Source organism: Salmonella sp. 32082101201600294FB01SM01, from assembly GCF_017572865.1.
Lineage (GTDB): Bacteria > Pseudomonadota > Gammaproteobacteria > Enterobacterales > Enterobacteriaceae > Salmonella > Salmonella enterica.
This window is the reverse complement of record NZ_JAGESB010000007.1, coordinates 29979-51028: the sequence shown is the minus strand read 5'-3', so window position 1 is coordinate 51028 and position 21050 is coordinate 29979. Positions and strand designations below refer to the sequence as shown.

The following is a 21050-nucleotide window of genomic DNA, read 5'->3' as shown; positions in this document are numbered from 1 at the left end:
GCGAGAAAGGGTAACGGTTATTTTTGACATACGGTTTATCCCGAATGGCGACGGTCAAGTACTGACCTGCACCATGACGGGTAGCAACATCAGGCGATACGTCTTGTACCTCTATATTGAGACTCTGAAACAGAGACTGGATGCCATAAATCAACTGCGTGTGGATCGCGCGCTTGCTGCCATGGGACCCGCTTTTCAGCAGGTTTACAGTCTTCTGCCGACATTATTGCACTATCACCATCCACTGATGCCGGGTTACCTTGATGGTAACGTTCCCAGCGGTATTTGCTTCTACACGCCTGATGAAACCCAACGCCACTATCTGAACGAACTTGAGCTGTACCGCGGTATGACGCCGCAGGACCCGCCGAAGGGCGAGCTGCCGATTACCGGCGTTTACACCATGGGCAGCACCTCCTCGGTCGGGCAGAGCTGCTCGTCCGACCTGGATATCTGGGTGTGCCATCAGTCCTGGCTCGACGGTGAAGAGCGTCAGTTGCTGCAACGTAAGTGTAGCCTGCTGGAAAGCTGGGCCGCCTCGCTTGGCGTTGAGGTGAGCTTCTTCCTGATCGACGAGAACCGTTTCCGCCATAACGAAAGCGGCAGTCTGGGCGGGGAAGACTGTGGTTCTACGCAGCATATCCTGTTGCTTGATGAGTTTTATCGTACCGCTGTGCGCCTGGCCGGGAAGCGTATCCTGTGGAGTATGGTACCGTGCGACGAAGAAGAGCATTACGACGACTATGTCATGACGCTCTACGCGCAGGGCGTATTAACGCCAAATGAATGGCTGGATCTGGGGGGCCTAAGCTCGCTCTCCGCCGAAGAGTACTTTGGCGCCAGCCTGTGGCAGCTATACAAGAGCATTGACTCGCCGTACAAAGCGGTGCTGAAAACGCTGCTGCTGGAAGCCTACTCATGGGAATATCCCAACCCACGTCTGCTGGCGAAAGATATTAAACAACGTCTGCATGACGGTGAAATCGTATCGTTTGGACTCGATCCCTACTGCATGATGCTGGAACGGGTCACTGAATACCTGACGGCGATTGAAGATCCGACGCGGCTGGATTTAGTACGCCGCTGCTTTTACCTGAAAGTGTGCGAGAAATTAAGTCGCGAGCGTGCCTGCGTAGGCTGGCGTCGGGAAGTATTAAGCCAGTTAGTCAGCGAGTGGGGATGGGACGACGCGCGTCTGACCATGCTCGATAATCGCGCAAACTGGAAAATCGATCAGGTGCGCGAAGCTCACAACGAATTGCTCGACGCCATGATGCAAAGCTATCGTAATCTGATTCGCTTTGCGCGGCGCAACAACCTCAGCGTGAGTGCCAGCCCGCAGGATATCGGCGTACTGACGCGTAAGCTGTACGCGGCGTTTGAAGCGTTGCCGGGTAAAGTCACGCTGGTGAACCCGCAGATATCGCCGGATCTGTCCGAGCCGAATTTAACCTTTATCCATGTGCCGCCGGGACGCGCCAACCGTTCAGGCTGGTATCTCTACAACCGTGCGCCGAACATGGATTCCATCATCAGTCATCAGCCGCTGGAATATAACCGTTATCTTAATAAGCTGGTCGCGTGGGCGTGGTTCAACGGCCTGCTGACGTCGCGAACGCATCTGTTTATTAAGGGCAACGGTATTGTCGACCTGCCTAAGTTACAGGAGATGGTCGCCGATGTTTCGCACCATTTCCCGCTGCGCTTGCCTGCTCCGACGCCGAAAGCGCTCTACAGCCCCTGTGAAATTCGCCATCTGGCGATTATCGTTAACCTCGAATATGACCCGACGGCGGCGTTTCGCAATAAAGTGGTCCATTTTGACTTCCGTAAGCTGGACGTTTTCAGCTTTGGCGAAGAGCAAAACTGTCTGATAGGCAGTATCGACTTGTTATATCGCAACTCGTGGAACGAAGTGCGTACTCTGCACTTTAACGGCGAGCAGGCGATGATCGAAGCGCTGAAAACGATTCTGGGGAAAATGCACCAGGATGCCGCGCCGCCGGATAGCGTCGAAGTGTTCTGCTACAGTCAACATCTTCGCGGTCTGATTCGCACCCGCGTGCAGCAACTGGTTTCCGAATGTATCGAGCTACGTCTTTCCAGCACCCGTCAGGAGACCGGTCGCTTCAAGGCGCTGCGTGTCTCCGGGCAAACCTGGGGCCTGTTCTTTGAGCGTCTGAACGTGTCGGTACAGAAGCTGGAAAACGCCATCGAGTTTTACGGCGCGATTTCGCATAACAAGCTGCACGGGCTGTCGGTACAGGTGGAAACCAACCAGGTGAAATTGCCGTCAGTGGTGGATGGCTTCGCCAGCGAAGGGATTATCCAGTTCTTCTTTGAAGAAACGGGTGATGAGAAAGGCTTTAATATTTATATTCTGGATGAAAGTAACCGGGCGGAAGTGTATCACCACTGCGAAGGTAGCAAGGAAGAACTGGTGCGCGACGTCAGCCGCTTCTATTCGTCATCGCACGATCGCTTCACGTATGGCTCCAGTTTTATCAACTTTAACCTGCCGCAGTTCTACCAGATAGTGAAAACTGATGGCCGCGAGCAGGTGATCCCATTCCGTACGCAGCCTATCAACACCGTGCCGCCAGCAAACCAGGATCATGACGCGCCGCTATTGCAGCAGTATTTTTCGTAAGTGCTGCGCCGGGCAACGCTGCCCGGCCGGCGTTCACCGCTTCACATTAACTTCACCCAACTTCGTTACCGTGACCTCCGCATTTGGTTTACAGGAGGAGGTTTGAGGTGGCAGATGCGTTCATTTTGTTAGGGATAGTCATGGCGATGGTCAGCCTCGGCTTCATTCTTATAAATAAGTTATTCTGTTTTATATCTGCTGGGTGCCTGCTCTCGTTATGCGCCAGCATGGCCAGTTTTCAACTCTGGGATGCGTCTTACTGGGGGCGATGGGGAAAAGTATGTCCCGGCCTGGATGTGATCATCTCCTGCGACAATTACCATTTTCTCTATGACTTGGGATGGGAATTGTACGGTATCGCCTTTTTGTTCTTTACCGCGTTAATGCTCACATGTGCGGCCATTATTCTTATCAATATGATTATGGCTTTAGAGCGATACTGTGCCGGATGGCGGCGCTAACGCGCCTTATCCAGCCTACATTCGAAGAATGCTCATTGAGCGGAACAAGGTTTAGACAATATTTTTTCTTATACAATTTATGTAGTAATATTCAGACCGTTCAAACGCTATCGCGTCCTTCATTGTTTTCGTAAATATGTTTTGAAAAACCATATTAGAAACAAAAGCTCTTTAATGGTTTCTTATGGATGTTTTTATAAAAGGATATTATATGTCAATAAACAACCCTATTCTTATTTACGTGAATAAGAAACGACAAATAAAATTAGCTCTGTTTTATTCAGTGTTAGCTATAGCTCTTATGATGAGCCTCTTTCTAAATTATAGTATTATGCTAAAGATGATGTGTGTTTTTTTCATAATCCTCATGATAGCAGGCGCAAGTGCTTACTGGTACTCCGCCTTTTCAGGAAAGCCACAGTTAACGTTGAACCAGGAGGGAGTAACATTACACACAACCAGGCTACCAATAGTTTACTGGCATGAAATCGACTATGTTGGTGAGCGTGTTAGCGATAATACGCCTGTGCTGGCCGTTTTTGTCAAAGATGTTGAGCTTTATTGTCAGCGAATTACTAATGAGAAAATGCGTAATAATTTTCTGTCATTATTGAATAAGCATGAAAGTAATCGCGTGATGAATATCTCTCTAAACGATCTCGATTATGATTCAGATGAGTTACAGGATATTTTTAAAATGGCTGTTGCCAGAAACCTGGAACAATAGGGTAGAGATATATGTTTTTTGTTATTACTCACCATATTGATGTGCTGCCTCTGGCAACCCTACCCACACATGAAACATGCCCTTATTGTAATAATCAGGATGTATGGTTGATTATTCGCCAAAAAAGGACCCGTACATGTGGTCTGTCTCAAGCGAGAAAAAGAGATAAGTTTGGTTTAGCGATATGCAAGCATTGCAGCAATGAAATCAAGGAAAAACGTTGGTCACCAGCGTTACGTCAACTTTTTACCGAGCAGAAGCCACTGTTTAACCTAACCTTTTGGCAACGCTATGGTTTTTGGGTTGGTTGAGTGTATGGCCCGCGCTGTTTCTGGCAACCTGGCTGTATTTCACATTCCGGGGTTGGTAATACGACCGCATATCTCGTTAAATATACGCAGGAAAGCGCTATTCTTCTGGCTCTCCTGCGGAATTGAAAACTTAACGAAAACTCACCTTTTCACCTGCCTGCTGTGTCGCCGCCTGCTCCAGCAGATCCCAGAAGGTTTCGCCGCTGCGATCGCAAATCCACTCGTCGCCTTTCAGATCAAAATGATAGCCGCCCTGTTTGGTCGCCAGCCATACCTGATGCAGCGGTTCCTGACGGTTAATAATGATTTTACTGCCGTTCTCAAAGCTGAGGGTCAGCACGCCGCCGTTGATTTCGCAGTCGATATCGCTGTCGCCGTCCCAGCTATCGAGGCGTTCTTCAATGGTGAGCCACAGGGCGTCAGCCAGGCGATGAAATTCACTGTCGTTCATTGTTTTATCCCGCTATTGAGTGATAGCGCCAGTATAAGGGGAAGCGTCAGCTTCTGGAACCGATACGAATTACCGTTGTGAGCGGTAAAGAATAAAACCCAGCGGTAGATAAATGACGATAAATAGCGCACTGGTGATAAGTATAACGGACGCGTTAACCGGGAAATGGTTCAGAGCCGACAGCATTGTCACCATCAGCGCGACGCAGCCGCCGCAGAGGAGAAAATGCAGCAGGATTAAGGGGGCGCGCGGCTTTGCTTTGATATCCAAAAGAGCGCTCAGCAGACCGAGTACCGCGCTTATCGTCAGGACTCCGGCAGCTTCAACACCGTTTATCGTGCCGTGCATAATGCTTTCAATAATGACGTAAATGCATGAACCGATCCCCACGCCCCGAAGGGCGTTTTTCAAATGTTTATCCAAGCGCGCAAAACGGCTTAGCGGCGTGATTTTTGGCATTCCTGTGCCTGCGTTATGATGATGATGTCTTTATTGTTGGTGTACCTGACGTTCCTATTCAGAGTATGCGTCTTATCCGGGCAGGGGGATGCTGTTCGGTAAAGCTGGCTGCCAATCCACGTATAAACGTAGCGGTTGTCATACGCAAAACGCTCGGTGACTTTTAGCGGCCCATTGATGCTAAAGATCTGAATACCCTGACCTTGTTGGCTATCACGCATAAAATAGCCGTGCTCTTTTCCGGCGTTAATTTTCCGGTTCAGGAAGGGGGTTGCGCTATCCAGTTCCAGCGTTTCCAACTGGTCTTCGCCAAAAGGTGAGAGCCTCGCAATGTATAGCCGGTTCTTATATTGCGCGATGCGATCGTTAACCAGATGAAACTGACTCGGGTCAACGTTGGGAATGGTTTGCCAACGACCCCACTCGCCGTCAGGTGACAGAACCTTGCGCCAGCGAACCGCTGTTTTGCCGATGTCAAAGGTACCATCGGTTTTAACATAGGCTGTTTTTACGGAAGGATCGCGCGGGATACCCGTGGCGATAAAAGAGCCATCCTCCATGAGAGCGCCATCTAACTGGGCTATGCGGTAATCCACCCAATAGCCGTATCCTGAGTACGTTGTTTGCCATTTCACGCGTAGAGCTTTGGGATTGGGCGTGGGATAGCGCCACAGTTGAGCGCCATCAAACGCGTAAACATAGCGATCGTCGCGCGCGTACCATTTTTTGTAATGTGGGCTGTCGCCCAGATGCGCTTCTGTCTCGCCCGGAACGTGATAGTCCATCAGAATAAGCGGGCCAGCCGACTCGAATACCTGCAATCCGTCTTCTTCCTTAAAGTCGGATCGCGTTTTAGTGAGTAAATAACCGTGATGCCGCCCGGCATTAAAACGCTTGTCTATCACCAGATTTGGGTTATCCAGCGTGACGACATCCAGTTGGTTTTCGCCGAATTCCGTTTTCCTGATGACATAAAGCCGATCCTGATACTGCGCCACCGCATTACTGAGCGGATGAAACTGTTCCGGGTCAAGGCCGGGGATTTCGGCAAATTTGCATCCCGGTCCTTTACGCCACAGCACGCGTTTTTCCTGCAGGTTGAACGCATCACAGTGTTTTTCAATTTGCATGTCCCAATCCAGGTTGTTCTGGTTGAGAACGTAACGGTGCAAGCCGTTTTTATCGCGCCAGGTCAATAGAGAACCGGGCATCCAGCGCACCACGGAAAAGGTATCCGGATCGGCATCCAATAGTTCGCCATTGAGCATTATTTTTGTACGCGTGCGGGCCAGCGTATCCCAGGGACCAAAGGGGACAGCGACACACGGATTAAATGTGGCGGAAAATTTACCGCGCTGATCCCAGGGCTTTTGCGCCAGAACGGTGAAACTGCCCGGGTCGCTCAGGCGATGCCCTTCGACATAAAGAAAGCGATCGTCGCGCAGCGTCAAGCCCATCAGGTCTGGTTTCCACTGGCTGCTGAATTCAACTTTGCGCAATGACTGTAAATTAACGCGGTTTTCGCCGCCGTTGTCATCCGTTCGTTTGCCTTCGTAATAGAGACTATTTTTATCAACACCGATTTTGCCAAAGGCGCGAAATGAGGCGACATCTACCGATGGCGTCCCCGGCGGATTACGCATGATTTTTCCACCGTACAGAATAACGCGTCCGTCGCTGTAGTAGGAAAAGTGCGGGAAGATAGCCTGTGCACCGGTATGAACGTGATCGGTCGTCAGGTCGGTGAGCGGTGGTTCCCTGTCCCACTCATCCTGAGTTGCTGGGTTAATCAATGAATTGGGTAACCGACGCAGGCGTTTGAAATTCACCTCCGGCAACGAAAGATTGTTCTCCTCTTCTGGCTGGAGATAAACCACGCCGCTGCCTTGCCGTTGATAAACATTGTGCGGAGATTCACTTAGCCGGCATCCCCAGGCGGGAGGCAGCAGAAGTGAAAGCGAAAAAAGGCAAAACAAATTACGATATTGCATAAGGTCATCCGGACGTGGTACGTAAACCTAAAGTGATTAGCAAAGCATGTTTCCTGATGTAAATGCGCAATAATCATGGCAACGCGCCGCTTTTCAGATTTTATAAAGAGCCCCTAAACGCTTGCTTTTACGCCTTCTCCTGCGATGATAGAAAATAGAAAGCATGAACTTACAGGCAATCCATAATGAAAAACGTGTTTAAGACACTCGCTGTACTTCTGACTCTGTTCAGCCTGACGGGCTGCGGTTTGAAAGGGCCGCTTTATTTCCCGCCAGCCGATAAAAATGCGCCGCCGCCGACGAAAAAAGTCGATTCGCAAACGCAGTCCACGATGCCCGATAAGAACGATCGCGCAACGGGAGATGGCCCGTCCCAGGTCAATTACTGAGGATAGTTTTCTGTCCCCGCGTGAACGGAGTGAATGATGCAATTCTCTAAAATGCATGGCCTTGGCAACGATTTTATGGTCGTCGACGCGGTAACGCAGAATGTCTTTTTTTCGCCGGAACTGATTCGTCGGCTATCCGACAGACACCTGGGCGTAGGGTTCGATCAGCTGCTGGTGGTTGAGCCGCCCTATGATCCTGAGTTGGACTTTCATTACCGCATCTTCAACGCCGACGGCAGTGAAGTCTCGCAGTGCGGCAATGGCGCGCGCTGTTTCGCGCGATTTGTTCGCCTGAAAGGGCTAACCAATAAACGCGACATTCGGGTCAGTACCGCGAATGGCCGGATGGTACTGAGCGTCACGGAAGATGAACTGGTGCGGGTGAATATGGGGGAGCCAAACTTTGAACCCGCGCAGGTGCCTTTTCGCGCCAACAAAGCGGAAAAGACGTATATTATGCGAGCGGCGGAACAGACCATACTGTGCGGCGTGGTTTCAATGGGCAATCCGCACTGTGTCATTCAGGTTGATAACGTCGACACGGCGGCCGTTGAAACACTGGGGCCGGTTCTGGAAAGCCATGAGCGTTTTCCGGAACGTGCCAACATTGGTTTTATGCAGGTTGTAAGACGTGAGCATATCCGGCTGCGAGTCTATGAACGCGGCGCAGGGGAGACCCGTGCGTGCGGCAGCGGCGCGTGCGCTGCCGTTGCCGTGGGGATTCAACAGGGACTGTTGGCTGAAGAGGTACGCGTGGAATTACCGGGCGGTCGGCTGGATATCGCCTGGAAAGGTCCGGGTCATCCGTTATACATGACTGGTCCGGCGGCACATATCTACGACGGATTTATCCATTTATGAAGCAACCAGAGGAAGAACTACAGGAAACGCTCACGGAACTGGACGATCGAGCGGTCGTCGATTACCTGCGCCACCACCCTGAGTTTTTTATCCGTAACGCCCATGCCGTGGAAGCGATGCGTGTTCCACATCCCGTGCGGGGAACGGTTTCGCTCGTTGAGTGGCATATGGCCCGCGCGCGTAATCACATCAATGTGCTTGAAGAAAATATGACGCTGCTGATGGAACAGGCTCATGCCAATGAAAGCCTGTTTTATCGCTTGCTGCATCTGCAAAGCCGTCTGGTCGCCGCGGATAGTCTGGATGAGATGCTGGTGCGGTTTCACCGCTGGGCGCGCGATTTGGGGCTTGCCGGCGCGACGCTGCGTTTGTTCCCGGATCGGTGGCGTCTTGGCGCGCCATCGCGCTATACGCATCTGGCTTTAAACCGTCAGGCCTTTGAGCCGCTGCGTATTCAACGACTGGGACAGTCGCAGCATTATCTTGGCCCGCTAAACGGCCCGGAACTGCTGGTGGTCTTGCCGGAGGCGAAGGCTGTAGGCTCGGTAGCCATGTCGATGATGGGCAGCGATGGCGACCTCGGGGTGATTCTCTTCAGCAGCCGTGACCCGCACCACTATCAGCCGGGGCAGGGGACGCAGCTTTTACAGGAGATCGCGCTGATGCTGCCGGAGCTGCTGGAACGCTGGATTAAACGCGTATGACGGATGTCGCGCTTTCTCAGGATGTCTCGCGCTTCCTGCGCTATTTAGGCGTGGAGCGCCAGCTTCGCCCCATTACCCTGCAGAACTACCAGCGTCAGCTTGATGCCATTATCGCTTTAGCCGGAGAAACCGGGCTGAAAAGCTGGCAACAATGTGACGCTGCGATTGTGCGCAGTTTTGCGGTGCGCAGTCGGCGTAAAGGGCTTGGCCCTGCCAGTCTGGCGCTACGTCTCTCGGCATTGCGAAGCTTTTTTGACTGGTTAGTCAGTCAGGGCGAATTGAAAGCTAACCCGGCGAAGGGTGTCTCCGCACCGAAAGCGCCGCGTCATCTGCCGAAAAATATTGATGTCGACGACGTTAACCGCCTGCTGGACATCGATCTTAACGATCCGCTCGCCGTACGTGACCGGGCGATGCTGGAGGTCATGTACGGCGCGGGGCTGCGTTTATCCGAACTGGTTGGCCTGGATATAAAGCACCTCGATCTTGATACCGGCGAAGTGTGGGTAATGGGTAAAGGCAGCAAAGAGCGACGCCTGCCGATTGGCCGTAACGCGGTGACGTGGATTGAGCACTGGCTGGATCTGCGCGGCCTGTTCGCCAGCGATGAAGAGGCGTTATTCCTGTCGAAGCTCGGCAAGCGTATCTCCGCGCGCAATGTCCAAAAACGGTTCGCCGAATGGGGCATAAAGCAGGGGCTAAACAGCCACGTGCATCCACATAAGCTGCGCCATTCGTTCGCGACCCATATGCTGGAATCGAGCGGCGATCTGCGCGGCGTGCAAGAGCTGCTGGGTCATGCCAACCTTTCCACCACCCAAATTTATACTCATCTTGATTTTCAACACCTTGCTTCAGTGTACGACGCGGCGCATCCGCGCGCTAAACGGGGGAAATAATGCGTTTTTACCGGCCTTTGGGGCGTATTGCCGCGCTCACCTTTGACCTGGATGATACCCTTTATGATAACCGTCCGGTGATTTTGCGTACTGAGCAGGAAGCGCTCGCTTTTATGCAGAATTATCACCGGTCGCTACGTTCGTTTCAAAACGTCGATTTACAGCGGATACGGCAGGCGGTGCGTGAAGCGGAGCCGGAAATCTATCATGACGTTACCCGCTGGCGCCATCGCGCGATAGAGCAGGCCATGCGGGATGCGGGATTATCGGCGCAGGAGGCCATTGCCGGCGCGAATGCGGCGATGATGCATTTTGCCAAATGGCGCAGCCAGATTGAGGTTCCGCAGGCTACCCATGAGACGTTACAGCAGCTTGCGAAAAAATGGCCGCTGGTGGCGATCACTAACGGCAACGCCCAGCCGGAATTGTTTGGCCTCGGCGATTACTTTAAGTTTGTACTGCGCGCCGGCCCGGATGGACGTTCCAAGCCGTTTAGCGACATGTATTTCCTGGCGGCGGAAAAACTGCATGTGCCGATCGGCGAGATCCTGCATGTCGGCGACGATCTGACTACCGATGTGGCTGGCGCTATTCGCTGTGGGATGCAGGCCTGCTGGATTAAACCTGAAAATGCCGACCTGATGCGGACGCAGGACAGCCGTTTACTGCCGCATATCGAAATTTCGCGGTTGGCATCTCTCACCTCGCTGATATAATCACCAGTAGTTCTGTATAAATTCCCAGTTATTCTGGCGGATGGCGTTATGCTTATCCGCCCTACGATAAGTAGCCCCGGTAAGCGAAGCGCCACCGGGCGTTTTTAGTTTTCATGTTTTTACGCGGCGGTGCCAATGGACGTTTCTTACCTGCTCGACAGCCTTAATGATAAACAGCGCGAAGCGGTGGCCGCGCCACGTAGCAACATGCTGGTGTTGGCGGGCGCGGGAAGCGGGAAAACCCGCGTGCTGGTGCACCGTATCGCCTGGTTACTGAGCGTAGAAAACAACTCGCCATACTCCATCATGGCGGTGACCTTTACCAACAAAGCGGCGGCGGAAATGCGCCATCGTATTGGCCAGTTGATGGGGACCAGCCAGGGCGGAATGTGGGTAGGGACGTTCCACGGTCTGGCGCACCGCCTGCTGCGCGCGCATCATATGGACGCTAATTTGCCGCAGGATTTCCAGATTCTCGACAGCGAAGATCAGATGCGTTTGCTTAAACGCCTGATTAAGGCGATGAATCTTGATGAGAAGCAGTGGCCGCCGCGTCAGGCGATGTGGTACATCAATAGCCAGAAAGACGAAGGGCTACGCCCGCACCATATTCAAAGCTATGGCAACCCGGTGGAGCAGACCTGGCAGAAGGTGTATCAGGCCTATCAGGAAGCGTGCGATCGCGCTGGTCTGGTGGATTTCGCCGAGCTACTGCTGCGCGCTCATGAACTATGGCTGAACAAGCCGCACATCCTGCAACACTATCGCGAGCGGTTTACTAACATCCTGGTGGACGAATTCCAGGATACCAACAACATTCAGTACGCCTGGGTTCGTCTGCTGGCGGGCGATACTGGTAAGGTGATGATTGTCGGCGACGATGACCAGTCGATCTACGGCTGGCGCGGGGCCCAGGTAGAGAACATCCAGCGCTTCCTCAATGATTTCCCCGGCGCGCAGACCATTCGTCTGGAGCAGAATTACCGCTCGACCAGCAACATCCTTAGCGCGGCGAACGCTCTGATTGAAAACAACAACGGGCGTTTGGGTAAAAAGCTGTGGACTGACGGCGTTGATGGCGAACCGATATCGCTGTACTGCGCTTTCAACGAACTGGATGAAGCGCGCTTTGTGGTTAACCGTATCAAAACCTGGCAGGACAACGGTGGCGCGCTTGCGCAATGCGCCATCCTTTATCGCAGCAACGCCCAGTCGCGCGTGCTGGAAGAAGCGTTATTACAGGCCAGTATGCCGTACCGCATTTATGGCGGGATGCGCTTCTTCGAACGCCAGGAGATCAAAGATGCGCTCTCTTATCTGCGTTTGATTGCCAATCGCAACGATGATGCCGCCTTTGAACGCGTGGTGAATACCCCAACGCGCGGCATCGGCGATCGCACGCTGGACGTGGTGCGCCAGACCTCGCGCGATCGCCAGCTAACATTGTGGCAAGCGTGCCGTGAATTGTTACAGGAAAAAGCCCTGGCCGGGCGTGCGGCCAGCGCGCTACAACGCTTTATGGAACTGATCGACGCCCTGGCGCAGGAAACCGCCGACATGCCGCTGCATGTGCAGACTGACCGGGTGATCAAAGATTCCGGCCTGCGCACCATGTATGAGCAAGAAAAAGGCGAGAAAGGCCAGACGCGCATCGAAAACTTAGAGGAACTGGTGACGGCGACGCGGCAGTTCAGCTACAACGACGAAGATGAAGATTTGATGCCGTTGCAGGCCTTCCTCTCTCACGCGGCGCTGGAAGCGGGCGAGGGGCAGGCGGATACCTGGCAGGATGCGGTACAGCTGATGACGCTGCACTCGGCCAAAGGGCTGGAGTTTCCACAGGTGTTTATTGTCGGTATGGAAGAGGGCATGTTCCCCAGCCAGATGTCGCTGGATGAGGGCGGGCGTTTGGAAGAGGAGCGTCGTCTGGCCTACGTCGGCGTTACCCGTGCCATGCAGAAACTAACGCTAACCTATGCCGAAACTCGCCGTCTGTACGGTAAAGAGGTCTACCATCGCCCGTCGCGTTTTATCGGCGAACTGCCGGAGGAGTGCGTGGAAGAGGTCCGTCTGCGCGCCACCGTCAGTCGTCCGGTGAGCCATCAACGAATGGGAACGCCGCTGGCGGAAAACGACACAGGCTACAAACTCGGCCAACGCGTGCGCCATGCGAAGTTCGGCGAGGGAACTATTGTCAACCTGGAGGGCAGCGGCGAGCATAGCCGGTTGCAGGTGGCTTTTCAGGGGCAAGGGATCAAATGGCTGGTTGCCGCGTATGCGAAGCTGGAAACGGTTTGACCGGCTCTCATATTGCCGGATGGCACCTCTTATCCGGCCTACGCGCTGGCTAACATTTTGATTTGTAGGCCGGATAAGGCGAAGCCGCCATCCGGCGATATATTGATGTTAATATTCTGAAATCATAGATAAATACTCTCACTCTGCTAACCTTTCTGCATAAGGGGAAATTATTGCTTTTTCGCGTTTCGTTGCGTGTTGACGGCAAATTTTTGCTGGCGTAACATGCGCCCACGATTACGCTAAGAGGACATTCGCCTTGGACACACCCAGTAGATACTGGCTCATTATCCTGTTATCCAGGATCAACTCCTAAGGCTATCCCTTTTTGCTGATAGCCTTAGCGGTTGTCAGCGACCTTTCATTTTTTCCCGTCGCGTTGAGTCAGGCTGTTTAATGGTCTGAAACCCAATTTGTTTCTGTGTGCCCATCTGAACTGTCCGATATTTTTACGCATTGGGAGTCCCGGTCATGCTGAGCGCATTTCAACTGGAAAAAAACCGACTGACCCGGCTGGAAGTCGAGGAGTCACAAAGCCTGATTGATGCCGTATGGGTTGATTTGGTCGAACCGGACGACGACGAGCGATTGCGCGTACAATCTGAGCTGGGCCAGAGTCTGGCGACGCGTCCTGAACTGGAAGATATCGAAGCATCCGCGCGCTTCTTTGAAGACGAAGACGGATTGCATATCCACTCCTTCTTCTTCTTCGAAGATGCGGAAGATCATGCCGGTAACTCTACGGTGGCATTCACTATTCGCGATGGCCGTCTGTTTACGCTGCGTGAACGCGAACTGCCCGCCTTCCGTCTGTATCGTATGCGCGCCCGCAGCCAGGCGATGGTCGACGGTAATGCATACGAATTACTGCTCGATCTGTTCGAAACCAAAATTGAACAGTTAGCGGATGAAATCGAAAACATCTACAGCGATCTGGAAAAACTGAGCCGCGTCATTATGGAAGGGCATCAGGGCGATGAATACGACGAAGCGCTCTCCACGCTGGCGGAACTGGAAGATATCGGCTGGAAGGTACGCCTGTGTCTGATGGATACCCAGCGCGCGCTGAACTTCCTGGTGCGCAAGGCGCGCTTACCGGGCGGGCAGCTGGAGCAGGCGCGTGAGATCCTGCGCGATATCGAATCTCTGCTGCCGCACAATGAATCGCTGTTCCAGAAGGTGAACTTTCTGATGCAGGCGGCGATGGGTTTTATCAACATCGAGCAGAACCGCATTATCAAAATCTTCTCGGTGGTTTCCGTGGTGTTCCTGCCGCCGACGCTGGTCGCTTCCAGCTATGGGATGAACTTCGAGTTTATGCCGGAACTGAAGTGGAGCTTTGGTTATCCAGGCGCGATTATCTTTATGATTCTGGCGGGGCTTGCGCCGTATTTGTACTTTAAGCGCAAGAACTGGCTGTAAAATCAACGGGCTGGCGATTTAATCGCCAGTCCGTTGGAAGTTCTTCATCATGAGGAAAGTTCTTGTTTTGAAGAAGCGATGAAAGATAGCAGTAGTGTTGTGAGTATTACCCAGGCAATATTGAGTTGTATACCAATATTATCGCAATCAGCCCCATTGAGTGCGACACTGACTGTACAGAAGACATTTACACCTATAGACAATGCGATGAAATAAAGTGCCCTGCAACCTGAATCTCTGATTCTCTTCACGCCAATATTAATATGGATATAGGTATTGACAATAATAAATATTAAATCAAGATATTGGTTTTTAGGCATTATAGTAAATAATATTATCCATGATGATAATGTATAAATAACAAACTTTGCTCGCTTCAATGTATCCTTGGGGGAAGGGTGAAAAATATCTTTAATAATCCTAATCATATTATTTTTTCCATATTGATAACCAACTTCAGGTCTCACATGTAAATATATCACACTGAATTTTCTAATGACAGTAATGGTAAATAATGGCATGATAATTACGTTGCACAGCAATAGATAATAATTAAATATATTATCTGGCAATTAACAATTTCAATGAATGGATTTCATAAAATGCAAGAGAAAAATTTCTGGCAAGTTTATTTTGGTAAAGACCCTTTTTCTAAAGCCGAATTCATTAAAGCCTGGATTGGATGGTGGGTGATTGCTATTGTCCTGCTCGTTGTACTGTCGATTTGTACTTCATTAAATTTGAGGGGGATTGGAATAGCGTTGGGATTCGGCTTTTGCCAGATCCATGCCCGTTATTTAACGTTTGTTGGTTGGAATAAGTTTATTGGTGTGTTGGGCGTGTTTCCAGTAACAAATATTATATTATTTATTGTATTGCTATTTACTAAAAAGAAATAATATAAAATGGCAGCCAGATAATAGCTGCCATTTTATTATTTAATGCTTACGCCGTTGCGTATAAATCGCATCCATCACGAAAATCGCCAGCGCGACCCAGATAAACGCAAATGTCACCATCTTATCCGCGCCCGGCACTTCGCCATAAAACGTCACCGCCAGTAAAAACATCAGCGTTGGGCCGATATACTGGAAAAAGCCCAATGTAGAAAGACGCAGACGCGTAGCCGCTCCGGTGAAGCACAGCAGCGGAATCGTAGTGACCACACCCGCCGCCATTAACAGCAAGTTCAACGATAGTGCGTTTTGCCCCATATGGCTGGTAGGGCTATCGGCGATGCCAAACAGATAAATCGCGGCGACCGGCAACAGCCATAGCGTTTCGACCAGCATACCCGTCTGCGCTTCAACGGCGATCTTCTTGCGCACCAGGCCGTAAAACGCAAAACTAAACGCCAGCCCCAGCGCGATAATCGGCAGCGAGCCAAAGGTCCAGAGTTGCACCAGCACGCCGCACACCGCCAGAATCACCGCCAGCCACTGCATTCGACGGAAGCGTTCGCCAAGAAAAATCATCCCCAGCAAGATGTTAACCAGCGGATTAATGAAATAACCCAGACTGGCCTCCAGCATATGGTGATTATTTACCGCCCAAATGAACAATAGCCAGTTACCGCCGACCAGTACGGCGGACAGGGCCAGCAGGAAAATCTTCTTTGGCGTTTTCAGTAAGCGCTTAACCTGTCGCCACTGCCGGCTGACGCTAAGCAGCGCCACCATAAAGAAAAATGACCAAATCACTCGGTGCGTCAGGATCTCATCTGCGGGAACGTAATAGATCAGCTTGAAATACGCGGGGGCGATCCCCCAAATAAAATAGGCGGCAAGAGCGAGTAATACGCCCTGCCGTGTTTGTTTTGCGTCCATCCGGAAAACTCGTATCTGAAGTGTAACAACAGTTTACCTGCTTTTATCCCACCATATAAGTAGCGGTGGCGCTGGCGATGTACAGCTGATCTTCATTGTGTAATTCCACGCGGGCGACGGCCACTTTATTCCCTGCGCGCAGCAGGCTACTGGTGGCCGTAAAGCGGTTGCCTCTGCCCGGACGCAGGTAATCGACGCGCAGGTCAATCGTTCCCATCCGCGACAGGCGCTGGCGTAGTTCATCTTCGCTGATGGTTTCGTGGCGAGTTAGCGTGCTGCCGACGCATACCAGTCCGGCGGCGACATCCAGCGCAGAGGCGATCACGCCGCCGTGTAAAATGCTTTGCGCCCAGTTGCCGACCATCATCGGCTGGTTGTTAAAGGCCAGTTGGGCGAACGCTTTTTCATAGCATTCCAGCTCCAGCCCTAACGCCCGATTAAACGGCATGTGGTAGACAAACATTTCACCCACTAATTTCAGAGCTTGTTCAGCGGTAAGTACAGCGGACATAGATTCCTGATACCCCATTGGTTAATGAAATGTTGATATTATGCTTCTTAATTGTTGTTTTCTACTTTAAGAAGGGATAACTAACGGCTATGTGTGTAAATATGTAAAAATGGTTGGCAGAGAATGATTCAAGCTGAAAATACTTCGTCAGGAGAACGTCAAGAATGCGGGCGATTTTGAGAGGGTTGTTGCCAGCCACGCTACTGCCATTAGCGGCATATGCACAAGAAGCTACGATAAAAGAGGTTCATGATGCGCCTGCAGTACGGGGAAGTATCATCGCTAACATGCTACAGGAGCATGATAACCCTTTTACGCTTTACCCTTATGACACGAACTACTTGATCTACACGAACACCAGCGATCTGAACAAAGAGGCCATAAGTACCTACAACTGGTCTGAAAACGCACGTAAAGATGAAGTGAAATTTCAGTTGAGCCTGGCGTTTCCGCTGTGGCGCGGAATACTGGGGCCGAACTCGGTACTGGGCGCTTCCTATACGCAGAAATCCTGGTGGCAGCTTTCCAACAGTAAAGAATCTTCGCCGTTTCGCGAAACTAACTACGAACCGCAGCTTTTTCTTGGTTTTGCTACCGATTATCGCTTTGCCGGCTGGACGTTGCGCGACGTAGAGATGGGCTACAACCATGACTCTAACGGACGTTCGGACCCCACCTCGCGTAGCTGGAACCGTCTGTATACCCGTCTGATGGCCGAAAACGGTAACTGGCTGGTAGAGGTCAAACCGTGGTACGTAATCGGCAGTACCGACGATAATCCGGACATCACCAAATATATGGGTTATTACCAGCTTAAAATCGGTTATCACCTGGGCGAGGCGGTATTAAGCGCCAAAGGCCAGTACAACTGGAATACAGGCTACGGCGGCGCGGAAGTTGGATTAAGCTATCCGGTCACTAAACATGTCCGGCTTTATACTCAGGTATACAGCGGCTATGGCGAATCGCTGATCGACTATAATTTTAATCAGACACGTGTCGGCGTCGGCGTGATGCTTAACGATATCTTCTGATTGGATCGTGTTTTAAACATTGCAGTTTCTCTCGCAGGCGCTGAAAATAGCGCCTGTTTTGATTTATGGTGAACGGGGTTAATGTGGCGCAGGCGGAAGTGTTGAATCTGGAATCAGGGGCCAAACAGGTTTTGCAGGAAACCTTTGGCTACCAACAGTTTCGCCCGGGCCAGGAAGCGATTATTGATACTGCGCTCTCCGGTCGCGACTGTCTGGTCGTCATGCCCACCGGCGGCGGCAAATCTCTGTGCTATCAAATCCCCGCGTTGTTGCTGGACGGATTGACCGTCGTCGTTTCGCCCCTGATCTCGTTGATGAAAGACCAGGTCGATCAACTACTGGCGAACGGTGTGGCGGCGGCCTGTCTGAACTCTACTCAAAGCCGCGAGCAGCAGCTTGAGGTGATGGCGGGGTGCCGTACCGGACAGATTCGTCTGCTGTATATTGCGCCGGAACGCCTGATGCTGGACAACTTTCTTGATCATCTGGCGCACTGGAATCCGGTATTGCTGGCGGTGGATGAAGCGCACTGTATCTCGCAATGGGGACATGATTTCCGTCCGGAATATGCGGCTCTCGGTCAGCTTCGCCAGCGTTTTCCCGCTTTGCCGTTTATGGCATTGACCGCCACCGCCGACGACACCACGCGCCAGGATATTATTCGTCTGCTTGGGCTTAACGATCCGTTAATCCAGATCAGTAGCTTTGACCGACCGAATATCCGCTACATGCTGATGGAGAAGTTTAAGCCGCTCGACCAGCTAATGCGCTATGTTCAGGAGCAACGCGGCAAATCGGGTATCATCTACTGCAACAGTCGGGCGAAAGTGGAAGATACCGCCGCGCGCTTGCAAAGTCGTGGCATTAGCGCGGCGGCCTATCATGCGGGGCTGGAAAACGCTATTCGCGCCGATGTGCAGGAAAAATTTCAGCGCGACGATCTGCAAATCGTGGTGGCGACCGTCGCTTTTGGAATGGGCATAAACAAACCTAACGTACGTTTCGTCGTGCATTTCGATATCCCGCGCAATATTGAATCCTACTATCAGGAAACGGGCCGCGCCGGGCGCGACGGACTGCCTGCGGAAGCCATGCTATTTTACGATCCGGCTGACATGGCCTGGCTACGTCGTTGTCTGGAAGAGAAACCAGCCGGACAGCTTCAGGATATTGAACGGCATAAACTGAATGCGATGGGCGCTTTTGCCGAAGCGCAAACCTGCCGTCGCCTGGTATTGCTTAATTACTTTGGCGAAGGCCGACAAGAACCGTGCGGCAACTGCGATATCTGTCTCGATCCGCCCAAACAATATGATGGCTTAAACGATGCCCAGATTGCGCTTTCTACCATTGGTCGGGTTAACCAGCGTTTTGGCATGGGCTACGTTGTCGAGGTGATCCGCGGCGCGAATAACCAACGCATCCGCGATTTCGGTCATGACAAACTCAAGGTTTATGGCATGGGACGCGAAAAGAGCCATGAGCACTGGGTGAGCGTGATTCGCCAGCTCATTCATCTGGGGCTGGTAATGCAAAATATTGCGCAGCACTCCGCATTACAGTTGACGGATGCCGCGCGTCCGGTGCTCCGTGGAGACGTTCCGCTAAAGCTTGCGGTGCCGCGCATCGTCGCCCTCAAACCCCGCGTGATGCAGAAATCGTTCGGCGGTAATTACGATCGCAAATTGTTCGCTAAGTTGCGCAAGCTGCGTAAAGCTATCGCTGATGAAGAGAATATCCCGCCGTATGTGGTCTTTAACGACGCCACGCTGATAGAAATGGCGGAACAGATGCCAGTTTCCGCCAGCGAGATGTTAAGCGTTAACGGGGTTGGGATGCGCAAACTGGAGCGCTTCGGGAAAGAATTCATGGCGCTCATCCGCGCGCATGTCGATGGTGATGACGAAGAGTAGTCAGCCCGGCAAAAAAGTGCCAGGATGGTGACTCACTGAACTATTTCCCCGCGAGCCATTTTTATGTTGATGCTATTTTTCACCGTGGCAATGGTGCACATCGTTGCGCTAATGAGCCCCGGCCCCGACTTTTTCTTCGTGTCTCAAACTGCCGTCAGCCGTTCGCGTAAAGAAGCGATGATGGGCGTACTGGGTATTACCTGCGGCGTGATGGTATGGGCGGGCGTGGCGCTGCTTGGCCTGCATCTCATCATCGAAAAAATGGCCTGGCTGCATACGATCATTATGGTAGGCGGCGGCCTGTACCTGTGCTGGATGGGCTATCAGATGCTGCACGGCGCGCTGAAAAAACAGGATGCGGCGGCGTCTTCTCCGCATATTGAACTGGCGCAGAGCGGGCGCAGCTTTCTCAAAGGGCTGTTGACCAATCTGTCGAATCCGAAAGCGATTATCTATTTTGGTTCCGTTTTTTCACTGTTTGTCGGCGATAACGTCGGCGCTGCGGCGCGCTGGGGTATTTTCGCGTTAATTACCCTGGAAACGCTGGCCTGGTTTACCGTAGTCGCCAGCCTGTTCGCGCTGCCGAAAATGCGCCGCGGCTATCAGCGTCTGGCGAAATGGATTGATGGCTTTGCCGGCGCTCTGTTTGCGGGCTTTGGTATTCACCTGATTATTTCGCGCTAATTTACTTCCGGGCCGGATAAACATCATCCGGCACGACTATCACGCGTGTCTTGCCGACGCCAGGAGCGCGCCTACCAGCATAAACAACGAGCCAAACGCTTTATTCAGCGCCTTCATCTGCTTTGGTCCTTTAATCCAGGCGGCAATGCGCTGCGCCAGCGTGGCGTAACCGGTCATCACAATCATATCCACCACAATCGTGGTGACGCCGAGAATGAGGTACTGCGCCAGTTGCGGTTGCTGCGGCATGATGAATTGCGGAAACAGGGCGGCAAGAAAGACAATGCTTTTGGGATTGGTTAGATTGACAAATATCGCCCGTTTGAACAGTCGACCCCGCGATTGCGTCTGGGCGAGGGTATGCAGATCGATAGCGCCTGCGGCGCGCCATTGCTGGATACCCAGCCAGATAAGATAAGCCGCGCCAGCCCATTTCAGAATTTCAAAAGCGATGAGCGAGCGCGAAAAGAGCGTACCCAGTCCGACGCCCACCAGTACGATATGTATCCCCAGCCCGGTCTGGAGTCCGGCGATAGAAGCCGCTGCGCCACGATATCCATGGTTGATAGACGTCGTCATGGTATTGATGGCGCCTGAACCCGGAGAAAGACTCAGCAGGGTTGAGGTCAGTAGATAGGCGAACCACCATTCAAAGGTCATGCGAAACTCCCTGGTTGTCTGTTTTTGTGCCACAATACGCTACTGCCGCTGTGTTGTGTCAGGCACGACGCAAAAAACGATTT

22 protein-coding genes and 1 pseudogene are annotated in these 21050 nt (G+C 52.1%); 16 read left to right on the top strand and 7 right to left on the bottom strand.

The genetic code is table 11. The features are described 5' to 3' along the window. Window positions 1-103: 103 nt before the first annotated feature. The 4 genes and pseudogenes from cyaA to J4645_RS20950 all read left to right on the top strand — a co-directional run bounded on the left by cyaA (window position 104) and on the right by J4645_RS20950 (window position 4208). Complete coding sequence (gene cyaA, locus J4645_RS20965; RefSeq protein WP_000281719.1) at window positions 104-2650, top strand: class I adenylate cyclase; 2547 nt, start codon at window positions 104-106, stop codon at window positions 2648-2650. Window positions 2651-2757: 107 nt separating this feature from the next. After that, window positions 2758-3111: a membrane protein gene (locus J4645_RS20960; protein ID WP_000752579.1), complete on the top strand. Its 354-nt coding sequence runs from the start codon at window positions 2758-2760 to the stop codon at window positions 3109-3111. Window positions 3112-3295: 184 nt separating this feature from the next. Continuing rightward, on the top strand, window positions 3296-3838 hold the full coding sequence (locus J4645_RS20955) for an STM3941 family protein (protein ID WP_015406210.1): 543 nt from the start codon (window positions 3296-3298) through the stop codon (window positions 3836-3838). Between the two features lie 11 nt (window positions 3839-3849). Next, window positions 3850-4208, top strand: a pseudogene (locus J4645_RS20950) (hypothetical protein). 71 nt (window positions 4209-4279) lie between these two features. On the opposite strand, the gene cyaY reads toward J4645_RS20950, so the two are convergent. The 3 genes from cyaY to J4645_RS20935 all read right to left on the bottom strand — a co-directional run bounded on the left by cyaY (window position 4280) and on the right by J4645_RS20935 (window position 7050). Continuing rightward, complete coding sequence (gene cyaY / locus J4645_RS20945) at window positions 4280-4600, bottom strand: iron donor protein CyaY (RefSeq protein WP_000999927.1); 321 nt, start codon at window positions 4598-4600, stop codon at window positions 4280-4282. A 69-nt stretch (window positions 4601-4669) separates the two neighbouring features. After that, window positions 4670-5059 (bottom strand): DUF3021 family protein, encoded by a 390-nt coding sequence (locus tag J4645_RS20940; RefSeq protein WP_023214613.1) that lies wholly within the window; start codon window positions 5057-5059, stop codon window positions 4670-4672. Continuing rightward, window positions 5038-7050: a hypothetical protein gene (locus tag J4645_RS20935; RefSeq protein ID WP_001543655.1), complete on the bottom strand. Its 2013-nt coding sequence runs from the start codon at window positions 7048-7050 to the stop codon at window positions 5038-5040. Before J4645_RS20935 ends, J4645_RS20940 begins: the two co-directional genes overlap by 22 nt. Before the next feature lie 185 nt (window positions 7051-7235). Here J4645_RS20935 and J4645_RS20930 point away from each other — a divergent pair, with 185 nt between their 5' ends. The 8 genes from J4645_RS20930 to corA all read left to right on the top strand — a co-directional run bounded on the left by J4645_RS20930 (window position 7236) and on the right by corA (window position 14339). After that, complete coding sequence (locus tag J4645_RS20930; protein WP_000799903.1) at window positions 7236-7439, top strand: lipoprotein; 204 nt, start codon at window positions 7236-7238, stop codon at window positions 7437-7439. A gap of 36 nt (window positions 7440-7475) precedes the next feature. Then, on the top strand, window positions 7476-8300 hold the full coding sequence (gene dapF, locus J4645_RS20925) for a diaminopimelate epimerase (protein WP_001160671.1): 825 nt from the start codon (window positions 7476-7478) through the stop codon (window positions 8298-8300). Beyond that, window positions 8297-9004 carry a DUF484 domain-containing protein gene (locus J4645_RS20920; RefSeq protein WP_000812763.1) on the top strand — a complete coding sequence of 236 codons (708 nt, stop codon included), beginning with the start codon at window positions 8297-8299 and terminating at the stop codon, window positions 9002-9004. The genes dapF and J4645_RS20920 overlap by 4 nt, the downstream gene beginning before the upstream one ends. Continuing rightward, window positions 9001-9903, top strand: a complete 903-nt coding sequence (gene xerC, locus J4645_RS20915; RefSeq protein ID WP_023214612.1) for a tyrosine recombinase XerC — start codon at window positions 9001-9003, stop codon at window positions 9901-9903. The genes J4645_RS20920 and xerC overlap by 4 nt, the downstream gene beginning before the upstream one ends. Next, window positions 9903-10619: a 5-amino-6-(5-phospho-D-ribitylamino)uracil phosphatase YigB gene (gene yigB, locus J4645_RS20910; protein ID WP_023214611.1), complete on the top strand. Its 717-nt coding sequence runs from the start codon at window positions 9903-9905 to the stop codon at window positions 10617-10619. The genes xerC and yigB overlap by 1 nt, the downstream gene beginning before the upstream one ends. Before the next feature lie 135 nt (window positions 10620-10754). After that, the gene (gene uvrD, locus J4645_RS20905; RefSeq protein WP_000383436.1) at window positions 10755-12917 is read left to right on the top strand and encodes a DNA helicase II; all 2163 of its coding nucleotides are present in this window, start codon (window positions 10755-10757) and stop codon (window positions 12915-12917) included. Between the two features lie 259 nt (window positions 12918-13176). Next, entirely contained in the window at window positions 13177-13233 is a 57-nt protein-coding gene (gene ysgD / locus J4645_RS22325; RefSeq protein WP_213083418.1) for a YsgD/CorL family protein, read from the top strand. Between the two features lie 155 nt (window positions 13234-13388). Next, on the top strand, window positions 13389-14339 hold the full coding sequence (gene corA, locus J4645_RS20900) for a magnesium/cobalt transporter CorA (protein ID WP_000947139.1): 951 nt from the start codon (window positions 13389-13391) through the stop codon (window positions 14337-14339). A 47-nt stretch (window positions 14340-14386) separates the two neighbouring features. On the opposite strand, the gene J4645_RS20895 is transcribed toward corA, so the two are convergent. Further along, window positions 14387-14767, bottom strand: coding sequence for a hypothetical protein (locus tag J4645_RS20895; protein WP_023214610.1), 381 nt, complete (start codon window positions 14765-14767; stop codon window positions 14387-14389). A 174-nt stretch (window positions 14768-14941) separates the two neighbouring features. Here J4645_RS20895 and J4645_RS20890 point away from each other — a divergent pair, with 174 nt between their 5' ends. Then, window positions 14942-15238 (top strand): hypothetical protein, encoded by a 297-nt coding sequence (locus J4645_RS20890; RefSeq protein ID WP_001156607.1) that lies wholly within the window; start codon window positions 14942-14944, stop codon window positions 15236-15238. Window positions 15239-15277: 39 nt separating this feature from the next. Here J4645_RS20890 and rarD read toward each other — a convergent pair whose 3' ends face one another. Together rarD and yigI are read right to left on the bottom strand one after the other, a co-directional pair. Then, window positions 15278-16165 (bottom strand): EamA family transporter RarD, encoded by an 888-nt coding sequence (rarD, locus tag J4645_RS20885; RefSeq protein ID WP_000339081.1) that lies wholly within the window; start codon window positions 16163-16165, stop codon window positions 15278-15280. A 43-nt stretch (window positions 16166-16208) separates the two neighbouring features. Further along, a complete protein-coding gene (yigI, locus tag J4645_RS20880; RefSeq protein WP_023214609.1) occupies window positions 16209-16676 on the bottom strand; it encodes an acyl-CoA thioesterase YigI in 468 nt (155 codons plus the stop codon). Between the two features lie 164 nt (window positions 16677-16840). Here yigI and pldA point away from each other — a divergent pair, with 164 nt between their 5' ends. From pldA to rhtC, 3 genes are all read left to right on the top strand, one after another. Then, a complete protein-coding gene (gene pldA, locus J4645_RS20875; protein ID WP_001201692.1) occupies window positions 16841-17710 on the top strand; it encodes a phospholipase A in 870 nt (289 codons plus the stop codon). Window positions 17711-17793: 83 nt separating this feature from the next. After that, entirely contained in the window at window positions 17794-19623 is a 1830-nt protein-coding gene (gene recQ / locus J4645_RS20870) for an ATP-dependent DNA helicase RecQ (protein WP_001533487.1), read from the top strand. 63 nt (window positions 19624-19686) lie between these two features. Further along, entirely contained in the window at window positions 19687-20307 is a 621-nt protein-coding gene (gene rhtC / locus J4645_RS20865; protein WP_000928812.1) for a threonine export protein RhtC, read from the top strand. A gap of 39 nt (window positions 20308-20346) precedes the next feature. Here rhtC and rhtB read toward each other — a convergent pair whose 3' ends face one another. Further along, on the bottom strand, window positions 20347-20967 hold the full coding sequence (gene rhtB, locus J4645_RS20860) for a homoserine/homoserine lactone efflux protein (protein ID WP_000142520.1): 621 nt from the start codon (window positions 20965-20967) through the stop codon (window positions 20347-20349). Window positions 20968-21050 lie beyond the last annotated feature (83 nt).

Bases quoted from the DNA above. Each gene is read 5' to 3' on its own strand.
- rhtB (WP_000142520.1), bottom strand. From the start codon at position 20,967: ATGACCTTTGAATGGTGGTTCGCCTATCTACTGACCTCAACCCTGCTG.
- J4645_RS20955 (WP_015406210.1), top strand. From the start codon at position 3,296: ATGGATGTTTTTATAAAAGGATATTATATGTCAATAAACAACCCTATT.
- yigB (WP_023214611.1), top strand. From the start codon at position 9,903: ATGCGTTTTTACCGGCCTTTGGGGCGTATTGCCGCGCTCACCTTTGAC.
- dapF (WP_001160671.1), top strand. From the start codon at position 7,476: ATGCAATTCTCTAAAATGCATGGCCTTGGCAACGATTTTATGGTCGTC.
- corA (WP_000947139.1), top strand. From the start codon at position 13,389: ATGCTGAGCGCATTTCAACTGGAAAAAAACCGACTGACCCGGCTGGAA.
- J4645_RS20935 (WP_001543655.1), bottom strand. From the start codon at position 7,050: ATGCAATATCGTAATTTGTTTTGCCTTTTTTCGCTTTCACTTCTGCTG.
- cyaY (WP_000999927.1), bottom strand. From the start codon at position 4,600: ATGAACGACAGTGAATTTCATCGCCTGGCTGACGCCCTGTGGCTCACC.
- xerC (WP_023214612.1), top strand. From the start codon at position 9,001: ATGACGGATGTCGCGCTTTCTCAGGATGTCTCGCGCTTCCTGCGCTAT.
- rarD (WP_000339081.1), bottom strand. From the start codon at position 16,165: ATGGACGCAAAACAAACACGGCAGGGCGTATTACTCGCTCTTGCCGCC.
- J4645_RS20940 (WP_023214613.1), bottom strand. From the start codon at position 5,059: ATGCCAAAAATCACGCCGCTAAGCCGTTTTGCGCGCTTGGATAAACAT.
- pldA (WP_001201692.1), top strand. From the start codon at position 16,841: ATGCGGGCGATTTTGAGAGGGTTGTTGCCAGCCACGCTACTGCCATTA.
- J4645_RS20930 (WP_000799903.1), top strand. From the start codon at position 7,236: ATGAAAAACGTGTTTAAGACACTCGCTGTACTTCTGACTCTGTTCAGC.
- yigI (WP_023214609.1), bottom strand. From the start codon at position 16,676: ATGTCCGCTGTACTTACCGCTGAACAAGCTCTGAAATTAGTGGGTGAA.
- J4645_RS20895 (WP_023214610.1), bottom strand. From the start codon at position 14,767: ATGATTAGGATTATTAAAGATATTTTTCACCCTTCCCCCAAGGATACA.
- rhtC (WP_000928812.1), top strand. From the start codon at position 19,687: ATGTTGATGCTATTTTTCACCGTGGCAATGGTGCACATCGTTGCGCTA.
- J4645_RS20920 (WP_000812763.1), top strand. From the start codon at position 8,297: ATGAAGCAACCAGAGGAAGAACTACAGGAAACGCTCACGGAACTGGAC.
- J4645_RS20890 (WP_001156607.1), top strand. From the start codon at position 14,942: ATGCAAGAGAAAAATTTCTGGCAAGTTTATTTTGGTAAAGACCCTTTT.
- uvrD (WP_000383436.1), top strand. From the start codon at position 10,755: ATGGACGTTTCTTACCTGCTCGACAGCCTTAATGATAAACAGCGCGAA.